Genomic DNA, 14134 nt, shown 5'->3' with positions numbered 1-14134 from the left:
CGGATGCAGGAACATGTGGAGCAGCGCAAACCGCCACTTTTGACACAGGAGACGATGAGGGAGCTGATCCGGGAAGCCCAGTCCGGTGACGCCGAAGCCAGGCGGGTCATGGTCGAGGGCAATACCAGACTGGTCTGGTCCATCGTGCAGCGCTTTTCCTCAAGGGGAGTGGAGCTGGATGATCTGTACCAGATCGGCTGCATCGGTCTTCTCAAGGCGGTCGACAAGTTCGACTTAAGCTTTGAGGTGAAGTTCTCAACGTACGCCGTTCCGATGATTATCGGGGAGATCCAGCGCTTTCTTCGGGACGACGGGATGGTGAAAGTGAGCCGGTCGATCAGGGAACTCAATTTCAAGATCCGCCATGCGACCGACGACTTTCTGAAAGATCACGAACGTTCACCGACGATTTCCGAAATCTCGGCCATATTGGATGTGCCGATTTCCGATGTCATCGTTGCTATGGACGCGATGAAAGATCCGGCATCCCTCCAGGAACAGCTATATGAGGGGGAAGGCGACTCAGTCACCCTGATGGATCAGGTCAAAGACGAGCGTTCGGAAAAAGGATTCGAGCATATCCCGCTGAAAGACATAATTTCGAGGCTCGACCCAAGGGACAGGACCATCATCGTCATGAGATTTTACATGGACTGCACACAAAGCGACATCGCGGAAAGACTCGGTATTTCGCAAGTGCAGGTGTCACGGCTTGAAAAGAAGATCCTTGCCAAGATGAAGGCATACATGAGGCCAGACCTTGTGAAGGAGCCGGTGGAGACGAAGGGAGAAGGTTGACGATCGAACGGCTATATGACAACAGAGATGAGGCAAAAGAAGAGCTGGGCAGCTTATTCGGCATAGGAGAGTCCTATGATTTTGTCATGCTGGACATCCATATTCGCCAAGAGCCTGCCACGATTGTCTTCATGAACGGGTTGATCAGTTCGGATGTCACGGCACAGCTGCTGACTTCGATGCAGATGTCGGATATCTGGGATGAGCTGGAGGATAAGATCACCCGGGAAAATTTCCTGACCTATTTCCCTTTCCATGCCGTCGAACCGGCAAAAGACAAAAACGCCATGATCGACTCCATCCTGAGCGGCCAGCTCGTTTTTGTGATGGAGGACGGGTCTGTTTTCCAGGTAGACGTCAGGGAGTATCCGGGCAGACAACCGGAAGAACCGGATAATGAAAAAGTCATCCGCGGATCGAGGGACGGTTTCACGGAAAACATTATCCTGAACACCGCACTGATCAGAAGACGTCTTCGGGACCCGCAACTGCGCTTTGAAATCCAGCGGGTGACGGAACGGGGCCGGACAGATATTGCGATCGGTTATCTGAAAGGGGTCGCAAGCGAACAGCATCTCGATATGCTGAAAAAGCGTCTGGCTGAAATCGATCACGACGGCTTGACGATGTCGGATAAGCAGCTGGAAGAACTGCTGTTCAAGCAAAAGTTTCACCCGGTGCCATTTGTGCGCTTCACGGAAAGGCCGGACATTGCTGCGGCCCACCTGCTGGAAGGCCATATCGCGATCGTCGTAGATACGTCACCGTCGGTACTGCTCATTCCGGTCACCATCTTCCACCACCTGCAGCACGCGGAGGAATTCAGGCAGGCGCCGCTCATCGGAACCGGTGTCCGCGCCATCCGCTTTTCCGGTATGCTGATGGCCGTTTTTCTGCTGCCCTTCTGGTATCTGCTTGTCAAGCATCCGGAATTTGTGCCGAATGCGCTGGATTTCATCGGACCGAAGGAACATGGCGAAATTCCACTTCTGTTTCAAATTATCGCAGCCGACATCGGAGTCGAATTTTTACGTATGGCCGCAATCCATACCCCGACACCGCTGTCCACGGCGCTCGGTCTGATCGCGGCGGTGATCCTCGGGCAAATGGCGGTTGATGTGGGGCTGTTCACTGCGGAAGTGATCCTTTATGTCGCTCTGACTGCGGTCGTGACCTTTGCCATCCCATCCTACGAGCTGAGCATCTCGGCAAAAATTTTCCGGACGCTTCTGCTCATCCTGACGGCACTGGCAGGGCCGGCCGGATTCTTCGCCGGCGGAGCCATCCTATTCTGGTATCTTTGTTCCATCAAGCCGATGGGCGTGCCGTATCTGTGGCCGCTCGCGCCGTTTTTCCCGAAAGCATTTGCCCGCGTGATGGTCCGGTACCCGATGATCGGAAGCGAACTGAGACCTTATATCACGGATTCTCCCAGAAGACAGCGCAGCTAAAGGCAGATTGCACGTTCGCATCCTTCATGGTAAAGTTTTAATAGACTAAGCCGGAAGGATGAGGCACTGTGCATCTATACGGAACACAGAAGATCAACAGCAATGGACATCTGGAAATCGGCGGGGTGGATGCGGAAGAGCTTGCCCGTATCTACGGTACCCCGCTGATTGTCTATGATATCGCGCTCGTCCGGGACCGCGCCCGGTCGTTTCTTAAGGCATTTGAAGAAGAAGGGGTCAGCGGGCAGGTCGCGTATGCGAGCAAGGCGTTCTCTAGCATCGCGATGTTCCGGATCGTCCGGGACGAAGGCCTCTCGCTCGACGTCGTGTCGGGAGGAGAACTTTATACCGCAATCCGCTCCGGCTACCCTGCGGAACGGATCCACTTCCACGGTAACAACAAGAGCGAAGAAGAAATCCGCATGGCATTCCGGGAAGGCGTCGGCTGCATCGTGGTGGACAACTTCCATGAAATCGGCCTGATCAATCGGATTTCAGAAGAGCTGTCGTTGCCGATGGATGTCCTGATCCGTGTCACACCCGGAATCGAAGCACATACGCATGACTTCATTACAACCGGACAGGAAGATTCCAAGTTCGGTTTCGATCTGAACAACGGGCAGGCCGATGAAGCGTTCCGCCTTCTGTCCGGCATCAGCCGGGTGCGGATTCTCGGCCTTCACTGCCACATTGGCTCCCAGATTTTCGATACGGCGGCATTCAATCTTGCAGCCGGCTCGCTCATGCAGAAAGTTGCCGAGTGGAAGGAACAGCACGAATACACATGCCCGGTACTGAACCTTGGTGGCGGCTTCGGAATCCGTTACACGGAAGAAGACCATCCGCTAGAACCGGAAGAATACGTCCGGGCCATGATCCGCACGGTCAAGGAAGCGGCTGAGGAATCGAGCTATCCGGTGCCGGAACTCTGGATCGAACCGGGCCGCTCCCTCGTAGGGGAAGCGGGCACAACCCTTTACACTGCAGGATCCGAGAAGGAAGTTCCCGATGTCCGTAACTACCTGTCTGTTGACGGCGGAATGAGCGACAATATCCGTCCGGCACTGTATGGCGCGGCCTACTCATCCGCCGCGGCACTCCGCATGGACGAGCCGCATACTTCGGCCTATACGATTGCCGGGAAATGCTGCGAATCCGGCGACAAGCTGATTGAGAAAGCCTATCTTCCGGAGGTGGAGCCGGGTGACCTGATTGCAGTTTTCTGCACGGGCGCCTACGGCTATGCCATGGCGAGCAATTACAACCGCATGCCGCGCCCGGCCGTTGTGTTCGTTGAGGACGGGGATCATCGTGCGGCCATCCGCCGCGAGACGTACGATGATCTGATCCGCCTGGAGCTGGAGGCGGCCGGTATCGGAAAGGAAGAGGTACGTTGAGGAAGAGGAACATCATCCTGTTCATCATCATCGTACTCATGGCGCTGGCCTGGGGGGCTGTATACTGGATGTTCATAGCCCCGAATTTCGGGCCTCCGGCAAGCTGACAGCGAGCGGAGAATACGGAAGAGAGGGAGCCGACCATGTTACTGCGCTATAAAAAATCACTTGAAAAAATCGCGATGGGCCTCCTGTCCTTCATGCCCGGCGAAAAAGATGTGAAGAAACTGAAGGAGACGATTACCCGATACGAGACAGACGACCAGAGCCAGCTTTATCTCTGGAAGACCGGAGAAGATTTTATCGGCCTGGTCGGCGTTGAACTCGACGGGGACCGTGTCACCGTCTGCCATCTGTCCGTCAACCCGTCCCACCGCGGAGAGGGTGTCGGAAAAGAGATGGTCGCGAAATTGGCGGCAATCATGCCGGAAAAAACCATTGTACCGACAGAAGCCACCCGCCCGTTTCTGGAAAAATGCCAGGAAATCATCGAAGGAGGAGCAGACCGTCAATGACGACTGCTCCTCCTTTTTTCGTGTTCCGACAGAATATGGCCCCGGTCCCGGAGCATATGTTTATGAATGAGACGGGCCCCGCTGAGGTCCGGAACGGCGCCGATCCGGACCAGTTCCGAGACGGAATCCCGGATTGCGGAGTCGGTCACCCTGATGGAAAATGGTGCAAAAGGCATGCCGCCGTGCAAGGCATCCTCCGCTGCACGGATATCTCTGAGAAAGCCGGGCAAGTCCACGCCATCCGTGAAGGGTGAACCGTCCTCAAGCGCCGCCCGGAGCAGCCGCTCACCTTTCGGAAATAGTTTGGCGGCACCGCGGAAATTCCCCCGCCTCCAGTGGTAAAGAGCGACAGCAGACTGGATATACCCGACCAGCGGATGCGTGCGGTCTTTTGGCGCGATGAGATTCCAGTAATCCTCAAGCACTTCGTGGCACTCAAAATAATCTTGATTCTCATTAAAGTACGCAATAAACTTGATGAAAAGCGGATGACGGAGCGGATCCACGAAATCATTCCCCTTTCCGCAACGAATCGATTGCAGGTGAATCCATGTCTTATTTGGTAAGGTTGGAGGCGTTTGAAGGCCCTCTTGACCTATTATTGCACTTAATCAACCGGATGGAAATCGATATCTACGACATCCCGATGGCAGAACTCAGCCGTCAGTATATCGACCACATCCACACCATGAAGGTACTTGAGCTGAACGAAATGAGCGAGTACCTCGTCATGGCCGCAACTCTCCTTGCCATCAAAAGCAAAATGCTTCTGCCGGTTCATGAGGAGGAAGCTCCGGATATCGAGGATTATGCCGAAGACGGTCCCGATCCGCGGGACGAGCTCGTAGAGAGGCTCATCGAATACCGGCGGTACAAGGAAGCAGCGGCAACTCTGAAGGAGTATGGGGAGCAACGGGGCAGGAGCTTCACAAGGCCTCCTGCGGAACCTGCCGCTACCGGCGTGGTGGCAGCACTACCTGATGAGGGCCTTAACGTCCATGACATGATTGCGGCGTTCCGCAAGATGATGGAGAGGAAAAAATTGAAGGCCCCTCTCAGGACAAGGGTCACCCGCCAGGAAATTTCTATTGCGGAGACGATGGAAAATGTGGTCGGACGCCTAGGGGAATCGGGTGGAAAGGCTATGTTTTCTGACCTCTTTGAAACTGGCGAACGGACGGAACTGGTGGTAACTTTCCTGTCGTTGCTGGAGCTGATGAAGCAGCAGCGGATCACCGTCGAGCAAGAACGGAATTTTGACGACCTGACCGTCGTCCTCAGGAAGGAAGTTTTGTAGTTTTGGAAAATGGAAATCAGCTCGCCGGACAGGTTGAGAGCCTATTGTTCGTAGCGGGCGACGATGGCCTGACGGCAAAACAGCTGGCCGGGCTGACGGGCACCGATAAAGAGGCCGTCGAGCGCGCGCTTGCACAAGTTGCAGAAGCGTGCAGGCATGAGGACAGGGGCCTTCGGGTCGTGGAATTGGCCGGTACGTTCCGGCTGGCGACCAAGCAGGAGCATGCGGATGCGGTCCGCCGCCTTCTTGAAAATCCCACCACACAGGCACTGACGCAAGCATCACTGGAAGTGCTTGCAATCATCGCCTACCGCCAGCCGATCACCCGCGTCGAGGTGGAGGAGATCAGGGGAGTTAAGTCTGAGAGACCGATCCAGACACTCGTGTCGAGGGGGCTGGTAAAGGAAGCAGGACGTGCCGAGGGAACAGGGCGTGCGATCCTGTATGGAACGACAGACACATTCCTCGATCATTTCGGGCTGGCGAGCCTGGATGACCTCCCGCCTCTGAATGATGCAGGTGAGGAAGCGGCAGACGAAGAGATGGATCTGTTCATGTCCAACTTCACAGAAGCATTTGATGAAGAAGGAACCGAAGAATAATCTGACGGAAGGCGGTGGATCTTGAAAAAGCGGATTTCCGCGCTGCTGGCGGTACTTCTGATTGTCTGTTCGTTTCCGGCTGCCGCTTCAGCGGCGCAGGCCTATGCCGTGATCGATGCAGAAACCGGGAGGCTCCTGAAAGGGGCCAATGAGGATGCCCGCTTGCCGATCGCGAGCCTGACAAAAATCTGGACGGCACTTACCTATATTGATGCGGCCGGAACGGATGGCACAGTCATGGTCTCTAAAAATGCTTCAAACCAGGAAGGTTCATCCATTTACCTGCGTGCCGGGGAAGAAGTGCCGGCAGAAAAGCTTCTTTACGGGCTGATGCTGCGCTCCGGTAATGATGCTGCGACGGCCCTTGCCGAAGATGCAGGGGGTTCTGTCGAGGGGTTTGTCGACATGATGAACGAGAAGGCCCGGTTGGCAGGACTCGATAGCACGGAGTTCACCAATCCTTCCGGGCTCCATGACGACCGACATCTGTCGACGGCCTATGATACGGCGCTTATGCTGAAGCACGCCATGGACAACGGCCGGCTGAAGAAAATTTCGTCCACTGCCCTTTACAATTACGGAGATGGCGGCTGGCAGAACAAGCACAGGCTAGTCAGGGCGGAGGGCGACGCGGTAGCCGGCAAGACCGGTTTCACCAAAACTGCAGGGCGGACGCTTGCCACTCTGTTCGAGAAAGATGGCAAGCGGGTGATTGTCGTCACTTTGAATGATGGGGACGATTGGAATACCCACCGCAACCTGTCAGGGGAAGCTTTCAGGACTTATAAGAAAGTGATCGTGGCGGAGGAAGGGATGTATCAGATTCTCCCCGGAATCCGTGGTGAACTGGAACAGCCTCTTGCCGTCCTATTGTCAGAAAAGGAGATGGAGGGCGTTTCCCATGCCGCCATCATTCCACGCGGTGCAGGGGACGGCATCTGGCAGGTCAGGCTGAACGGTGTGCCGATTGCCACCGCCAAACTGAAGATTACACGGAAATGACCGCATCGGTGCCGATGCGGTCTCCTTTTCATTTCACAATGGTTGTGACATAATTTTGTGCAGTAAATGTGATGGGGTGACCTGATGGAAAGACTTCAAAAAGTAATCGCGGCGGCGGGAATTGCATCCCGGCGCAAGGCGGAGCAGCTGATTGCCGCCGGCCGTGTGACAGTGAATGGCAAGACCGTGACGGAGCTTGGAACAAAAGTGGGTGTATCCGACAAAATAGAAGTGAACGGTGTCCGTCTTGAACGGGAGGAAAAGGTTTATTATCTGCTTTATAAGCCCCGCGGCGTATTGTCGGCGGCATCCGATGACAAGGGCCGCAAGACGGTGGTTGACCTGTTTCCTGAAGTGGAGGAGCGGCTGTACCCGGTCGGCCGGCTGGACTACGATACGACGGGAATCCTCCTTCTTACAAATGATGGGGATTTTGCCTATCTGATGACCCACCCGAAGTTCGAAATCGAAAAAACGTACGTCGCACGGACAAAAGGCATCCCGACAAAAGAGCAGCTGAAAAAGCTTGAACGCGGCATTGTACTTGAAGACGGCAAGACCGCTCCGGCGAAAGCCAAGATTCTTAGCATGGACAAAAAAACGGACAAGGGAATTGTGCAGCTGACCATCCATGAAGGAAAGAACCGGCAGGTCAAGCGCATGTTTGAAGCGATCGGGTGCCCGGTACAGAAGCTGAAACGGGAGTCGTTCGGCTTCCTCAACCTCCACGGACTGAACGCCGGAGACCGCAGGGAATTGACCGCCCATGAAGTGAAGCAACTGCGGGTGCTTGCCGAGACAGGGAAGATCCGCTAAGAAGGAACGTTCACAAACCCTTCATATGTAAGGATTTCGACATGTTCTGCCTTTGTTATAATGGATAAGGATCTTTCCAATCCTGTACTTATTGGAATCGAGGTGACATCAGATGACGAAGCAGCAGGAACGGGAAAAAAAGAGAAAGCGGCAGCAGATCATCCGGACTGCCATTCTGGCCGTTCTGGCAATCGCCATTGTGTATACGATCGTAGTCAACGTCACGAAAGATGAAGATATCGTCGAGGTCGGCGACACGGCTCCGGACTTTGAGCTGGTCGATCTGGAAGGGAACACCCACCGGCTATCCGATTACCGGGGTGAAGGCGTGTTCCTGAATTTCTGGGGCACCTGGTGCGGTCCGTGCAAGAAAGAAATGCCGCATATGGAAAAATACTTCAACGAGTTTGAAGGCAAGGGCGTCAATATCCTGGCGGTCAACATTTCCGAATCTGACCTGAAGGTGCAATCCTTTGCAAATACCTATGGCCTGACATTTCCAATCGTCATCGACAAAACGAACAGTGTGCGGGATGCCTACAATGTAAGGCCTTTGCCGACAACTTTCCTTGTGGGACCTGACGGCAAAGTGAAAAAGATCATCCAGCAGGAGATGAGCGAGGAACAGATCAAAGCCTACATGGAAAGCATCATGCCCAGTTAAGGAGTCCTGACAACCATGAGTTCGATCAAATGTGAATGCGGCCACCTCAACCCCGAAGGAACGGACATCTGCCAGAACTGCGGGCGGCCGCTTTCAACCGAAGAAAAATCAAAAAGATTGGCAGACATGCGCTATGATGGTGCCGCCATCCGTTCCATGACCCATAAGCGGACGGTGGTCGACAAGATTTGGAACTTCTTCTCCAGTGTCAAAATTGGAGTCAGCATCATCATCGCCATCCTGGTCGCATCGGCGATCGGGACTATCCTCCCCCAGGTGTTCTACATCCCGGGCGGCGGTGCGAATGAGGCGCAGGCTGCACAGTATTATGAAGACAACTACGGCGTGTTCGGCAAGCTCTATAACGCACTCGGACTAAGTGACCTTTATGGTTCCTGGTGGTTTATGTCACTTGTCGGTATGCTCGGCATTTCACTCGTCGTCGTAAGTCTGGACCGCGGGATTCCGCTCTACAAATCCCTGAAGAACCAGCGGATCGACCGGCACCCGAGCTTCCTGAAGCGTCAGCGCCTTTACGGCGAGGGACGCGTGGATGATCCGGATGCCGTCATGAAGAAAGCTGCCGAAAAGCTCAAGGAACAGCGGTACAACATACGGGAAAAGAACGGAGCCCTTCTGGCTGAGAAGGGGCGCTGGGCGCGCTGGGGACCTTATGTAAATCACCTGGGCCTCATTATTTTCCTGTTCGGAGTCATGCTCCGGGCTATTCCCGGTTTCTATGTCGATGAATCGATGTGGATCCGTGAAGGGGAGACCCTGGCCGTAAAAGGCGCCCCCGGTCTTTATCTCGAGAACAAAGGGTTCACGTTCGATGTGTATACCCAAGAAAACACCGACGAAGTGTTTAGCGAGGCGATCGAACGCGTCGGCACAGTCGCTTCGAATTACCAGACGGATGTCGCGCTTTACGAGACGCCGGAAGGGGCGTTGCCCGGTTCGACCAACGCTGAACTCGTCAAGGAGTATTCCATTGTCGTCAACAAACCGCTCAAGCATGAGGGCTTCCATATCTTCCAGATGGACTTTAAGCAGGACGAGCTCAGTGCGATGACATTTGCGCTTGAACACAAGGAGACCGGTGAATCTCTCGGGGAGTTGACCGTCAACCTGGCCAATCCGGAGAAAGAGTATGATTTAGGAAACGGCTCCAAGGTGGAACTGCTTGACTACTATCCGGACTTTAGCGGATTTGAAGACGGAGAGCCCCAGTCGGCGACTCCTGTGCCCAACAATCCGGCCTTCCTTTTCAAGATGGTGACTCCGGAAACACCGGAGGGCGAAACAAGCTTCGTGGCGATTCGCCAGACCCTCGAGCCCCTGGGAGAAAACACCTATAAGCTTTCCTTCCAGAAGGCCGATACACGGAACGTGTCCGGTCTGACGATCCGAAAGGACAAGACCATTCCGGTCATCGTGCTCGGCGGTGTAATCTTCATGATCGGCGTCGTGCAGGGATCCTACTTTAATCACCGCAGATTCTGGATCAGGAAGTCGGAAGACGGAACAATCCAGGTTGCCGGCCACACAAGCAAGAACTGGGTGGCCCTGCAGCGTGAATTGGATGCAGCAACTGAATATGCCGGACTTCCTGCATACACCGACCAGCGCGACAAAGAAGCACAAACGGATAAACCGGAAGGAGATCCCAAATCATGAACTTAGTAAGCCTTAGCGGAAATCTCCTCTTCGCCGCATTCATTGCGTACCTCGTCGGAACACTTTTGTTCGGCGGCGCGGTGAAAGGTTCGAAGAACGAGGCTTCCGCCTCCAATAAACGCTGGGGCAAGCTCGGCATCACGGTGACCATTCTCGGGTTCCTGGCTCACCTCGGCTACTTCATCACAAGATGGATGGCTTCAGGCCATGCACCGGTCAGCAACATGTTCGAGTTCACTACGGCATTCGGCATGCTGCTTGTCGGAGCGGCGATCCTGTTCTACTTCCTCTACAATTCGCCGATGGTCGGCCTCTTCGCACTGCCGATCGCCATCGTCATTCTTGGCTACGCGGCAATGTTCCCCAGGGACATCCAGCCGCTGATTCCGGCGCTCCAGAGCTACTGGCTGACCATCCACGTCATCACGGCAGCACTCGGCGAGGCGATCCTTGCGATTTCGGCGGTTGTCGGCCTGATCTACCTGCTGAAAAACATTGATCTGACGAAAAAGTCCAAAGAACGGACATGGATTGAATTTATCATGTTTACGCTCGTACTGGTCCTTGGATTCATCGTGATTTCGGTCGGCTTCCGGGCTGCCGGCTATGAAGCGACGTTCGACTATGTCGACAAAAACGGCGCTCCGGCCGAAGTGGTGTACCACAACCCGCCGTTGTTCGGGATGAACGAATATAGCGCCAAGACGGAAGGGACGATGGAACCGCTGGCTGAAATGCCGCCGATCATCAATGCCAAGACGCTGACTACATTCACCTGGTCCGTCATTGGGGGGACCATACTTTACTTCCTGATCCGGCTGATCAGCCGCCGCCGCATCGCGGAACTGGTAAAGCCGCTTGCAGTCAAAGCGAATTCGCAGCTTATGGATGAGATCGGCTACCGGTCTGTCCTGATCGGGTTCCCGGTCTTCACTCTAGGAGCACTTATCTTCGCGATGATCTGGGCGCACGAAGCCTGGTCACGCTTCTGGGGATGGGATCCTAAGGAAGTCTGGGCGCTCATCACCTGGCTGTTCTACGCAGCTTATCTTCACCTCCGCCTCTCGCGCGGATGGGAAGGCCGTAAATCGGCCTGGCTTGCGGTCATCGGGTTTGCCATCATCATGTTTAACCTGGTGGCTGTTAACCTCGTTATCGCTGGCCTCCACTCATATGCCTGAACCAACAAAGCCCTTCCGGAAACCGAATCCGGAGGGGCTTTTCTGTTGTTACTCGCCGGCCAGCCGAGATAATAATCGTTTCAAGCAATGGGAGGTAATCGCTGAGCTTGGACCGGGCCCTCCCGGGGGTTCCGCCAACAGACGATTCGTTTTCAATTTCCCGCTCTGAAAGGTACAATAGAAGGTGAAGAGCAGTGTAGGTGAAAGGGGAAATGGTTTGTGACTGAACAGGTTTCCATCCTCGTCGTCGACGATGAAGAACGCATCCGGCGACTGCTGAAAATGTACCTTGAGCGGGAGGGCTATGAAGTCGATGAAGCTGTTGACGGCGACGAAGCGCTTGAGATGGCGCTTGCGCGCGACTATGATTGCATCCTCCTCGACATCATGATGCCGGGCAAGGACGGCGTGGAAGTGTGCACCGCGCTCCGTGAAGAAAAGATGACACCGGTTATCATGCTGACGGCAAAAGGTGAAGAGGCGAACCGCGTCCAGGGGTTCGAGGCGGGTGCGGATGACTATATCGTCAAGCCGTTCAGCCCGCGCGAGGTCGTACTGCGCGTCAAGGCTGTTCTGAGACGCTCGGCGAACTATGCTTCGGTCGATCCTCAGGCACCGAAAGACCTGGTCGTATTCCCGCATCTCATGATCGACAACGACGCGCACCGTGTCACTGCGGAGGGCAAGGAAGTGAACCTGACGCCGAAGGAATACGAGCTGCTTTACTTCCTCGCAAAAACCCCGGACAAAGTGTTCGACCGGGAACAGTTGCTGAAAGAAGTGTGGCACTATGAGTTCTTCGGTGACCTGCGGACAGTGGACACGCATGTCAAGCGGCTGCGTGAGAAGCTGACCAAAGTCTCTCCCCGTGCTGCAAAGATGATCGTGACGGTATGGGGTGTGGGCTACAAGTTCGAGGCCGGTAATGAATAGGATATGGAACAGCATTGTCGGGAAGCTATGGGCAACCATATTGCTTCTCGTTTCATTTGTCTTGTTTATCGTAAGTGTCCTGCTTCTTGAATTTCTCGGGAACTTCTATGGCCTCCAGGCAGAGAATACGCTGCGCCAGCAGGCAATAACCGTCTCCAAAATCGTCGATCAGCACGAAGATCCGACTACCTCGATCTATGTGATCGACGATCTTCTGGGCGAGGATACGAGTGCGGTCATCGCCGATGTATCGGGAAAGGTGATCGGCGCCTTCCATGAGGAAGACAACGGCGCCAAAATCCGGGCGATCCTCCTTAATGACAAAGAACTTTCAAGTGTGTTCCGCGAGGACTCCCCGGTGGTCAAGGAAATGAACCTTCCGTCTGCCGAGGATGCGAACCGCATGGAGACCTATTCCGTCCTTGCGGCCCCGCTTCATGAAGGGGATGAGCTGAATGGAGCGGTATTTGTCTATCAGAACATGGAGGCCGTCCATGAAAACATCCGACAGACAAACTATATCGTCTTGTTATCCGCATTTATCGCGTTTGTCCTGACGACCTTTTTTGCCTTTTTCCTTTCTTCAAGGATCACGTCTCCGCTCCGCAAGCTGAAGGAAGCGGCGAACAGCCTTGCGGAAGGCCGTTACGATACAGAAGTTCCGACTCCCCAACATGATGAGATCGGTGACCTGGCAGTGGCTTTCAACAAAATGGGACGGCAAGTCAAGCACAACCTGGAAGTGATCGGCCAGGAAAAAGAGCAGCTTCAGAACATCCTTACCTCGATGACGGATGCGGTCATCTCATTTAACCGTGACCGCTCGATTCTGCTGACAAATCCGCCGGCAGACCGTCTGCTGAAAAAATGGAAGGATGCGAGGAAAGACAAAGATGGCGACATCCCGGACGAAATCACCGGCATGCTGAATCATGTGGTCATGTACTCGGAAGAAGTCGAGGATGAACTGGCCCTGGACGGCCAATATTTCGATATCACGATCAGCCCGCTCTACAGCGGAAGTTATATCCGGGGAGCGGTCGCAGTTTTCCGGGACATGACGGAACAGCACAGGCTGGACAAGGTCCGTACCGATTTCCTCGCCAATATCTCACATGAGCTGAGGACGCCGATCTCCATGCTGATCGGTTACTCCGAAGCGCTGAGCGACGGAATTGTCGAAACGGAAGAAGACCGGGAGGAAATGATGAAAATCATCCGTGACGAAGCGATGCGGATGGGCCGACTGGTCAATGACACACTTGATCTGACACGTCTCGAATCCGGTTATATGCGGCTGTACAAGGAACCTACCGCAATACGGCCTATGGTGGAGAGAATAGCGTCCAAGTTCGTCCAGAAGGCGAGGGATGCCGATATCACACTGAACGTAGATGCGACAGGCGCCGGGGAAGCCGTCGTTGACCTGGATGAGGACAGGATCGAACAAGTCATGACCAATCTGATCGACAACGCCATCCGGCACACCCCTTCCGGAGGCACCGTCGACGTCAGATCTTCAGCTGACGAGGGTCTGCTTGAAGTTGCAGTTGCCGATACCGGCTCCGGAATAGCGGAAGAAGACCTGACATACGTGTTTGAACGTTTTTATAAGGCCGACAAGGCCAGGACCAGAGGAAAAGGCGGAACAGGGCTCGGTCTTGCGATCGCGAAGAACATCGTCGAGTCCCACGGTGGATGGATCCGTGCGGAAAGCCGCCTAGGGAAAGGGACGACGATGACATTCAGCATCCCATTTGAAGAGCTATGAAACTTTTCCGCCTTTCGGGCGACCAATTCC

Annotated in this window: 14 protein-coding genes; 13 read left to right on the top strand and 1 reads right to left on the bottom strand. The window is 54.6% G+C overall.

Translation table 11 applies throughout. The features are described from left to right. Positions 1-3: 3 nt before the first annotated feature. The 4 genes from KHA84_RS09085 to KHA84_RS09070 all read left to right on the top strand — a co-directional run bounded on the left by KHA84_RS09085 (position 4) and on the right by KHA84_RS09070 (position 4161). Entirely contained in the window at positions 4-798 is a 795-nt protein-coding gene (locus KHA84_RS09085; protein WP_213423214.1) for a SigF/SigG family RNA polymerase sporulation sigma factor, read from the top strand. Further along, the gene (locus KHA84_RS09080; protein ID WP_213423213.1) at positions 795-2249 is read left to right on the top strand and encodes a spore germination protein; all 1455 of its coding nucleotides are present in this window, start codon (positions 795-797) and stop codon (positions 2247-2249) included. Before KHA84_RS09085 ends, KHA84_RS09080 begins: the two co-directional genes overlap by 4 nt. A 68-nt stretch (positions 2250-2317) precedes the next feature. Continuing rightward, positions 2318-3646 carry a diaminopimelate decarboxylase gene (lysA, locus tag KHA84_RS09075; protein WP_213423212.1) on the top strand — a complete coding sequence of 443 codons (1329 nt, stop codon included), beginning with the start codon at positions 2318-2320 and terminating at the stop codon, positions 3644-3646. A gap of 143 nt (positions 3647-3789) precedes the next feature. Continuing rightward, positions 3790-4161, top strand: coding sequence for a GNAT family N-acetyltransferase (locus tag KHA84_RS09070; RefSeq protein ID WP_213423211.1), 372 nt, complete (start codon positions 3790-3792; stop codon positions 4159-4161). Here the strand turns inward: KHA84_RS09070 and KHA84_RS09065 are convergent. Then, positions 4155-4667 (bottom strand): DUF309 domain-containing protein, encoded by a 513-nt coding sequence (locus tag KHA84_RS09065; RefSeq protein WP_213423210.1) that lies wholly within the window; start codon positions 4665-4667, stop codon positions 4155-4157. The two genes, KHA84_RS09070 and KHA84_RS09065, sit on opposite strands and share 7 nt — an antisense overlap. A 44-nt stretch (positions 4668-4711) precedes the next feature. Here KHA84_RS09065 and KHA84_RS09060 point away from each other — a divergent pair, with 44 nt between their 5' ends. From KHA84_RS09060 to KHA84_RS09020, 9 genes are all read left to right on the top strand, one after another. Further along, complete coding sequence (locus KHA84_RS09060; RefSeq protein ID WP_213423209.1) at positions 4712-5458, top strand: segregation/condensation protein A; 747 nt, start codon at positions 4712-4714, stop codon at positions 5456-5458. Between the two features lie 2 nt (positions 5459-5460). Continuing rightward, on the top strand, positions 5461-6060 hold the full coding sequence (scpB, locus tag KHA84_RS09055) for an SMC-Scp complex subunit ScpB (RefSeq protein ID WP_213423208.1): 600 nt from the start codon (positions 5461-5463) through the stop codon (positions 6058-6060). A gap of 21 nt (positions 6061-6081) precedes the next feature. Next, positions 6082-7062 carry a D-alanyl-D-alanine carboxypeptidase family protein gene (locus tag KHA84_RS09050; RefSeq protein WP_213423207.1) on the top strand — a complete coding sequence of 327 codons (981 nt, stop codon included), beginning with the start codon at positions 6082-6084 and terminating at the stop codon, positions 7060-7062. A gap of 84 nt (positions 7063-7146) precedes the next feature. Further along, positions 7147-7878, top strand: a complete 732-nt coding sequence (locus tag KHA84_RS09045) for a pseudouridine synthase (protein ID WP_213423206.1) — start codon at positions 7147-7149, stop codon at positions 7876-7878. 112 nt (positions 7879-7990) lie between these two features. Next, a complete protein-coding gene (resA, locus tag KHA84_RS09040; RefSeq protein ID WP_213423205.1) occupies positions 7991-8542 on the top strand; it encodes a thiol-disulfide oxidoreductase ResA in 552 nt (183 codons plus the stop codon). 15 nt (positions 8543-8557) lie between these two features. Then, a complete protein-coding gene (resB, locus tag KHA84_RS09035) occupies positions 8558-10219 on the top strand; it encodes a cytochrome c biogenesis protein ResB (protein WP_213423204.1) in 1662 nt (553 codons plus the stop codon). Next, on the top strand, positions 10216-11400 hold the full coding sequence (ccsB, locus tag KHA84_RS09030; protein WP_213423203.1) for a c-type cytochrome biogenesis protein CcsB: 1185 nt from the start codon (positions 10216-10218) through the stop codon (positions 11398-11400). The genes resB and ccsB overlap by 4 nt, the downstream gene beginning before the upstream one ends. Positions 11401-11619: 219 nt before the next feature. Next, on the top strand, positions 11620-12333 hold the full coding sequence (locus tag KHA84_RS09025; protein WP_213423202.1) for a response regulator transcription factor: 714 nt from the start codon (positions 11620-11622) through the stop codon (positions 12331-12333). Next, complete coding sequence (locus KHA84_RS09020; RefSeq protein WP_213423201.1) at positions 12326-14104, top strand: ATP-binding protein; 1779 nt, start codon at positions 12326-12328, stop codon at positions 14102-14104. The genes KHA84_RS09025 and KHA84_RS09020 overlap by 8 nt, the downstream gene beginning before the upstream one ends. Positions 14105-14134: the final 30 nt, after the last annotated feature.

Source organism: Bhargavaea massiliensis (assembly GCF_018390575.1).
Lineage (GTDB): Bacteria > Bacillota > Bacilli > Bacillales_A > Planococcaceae > Bhargavaea > Bhargavaea massiliensis.
The sequence above is the reverse complement of the archived record's forward strand: the minus strand, read 5'-3'. Positions and strand labels throughout refer to the sequence as shown.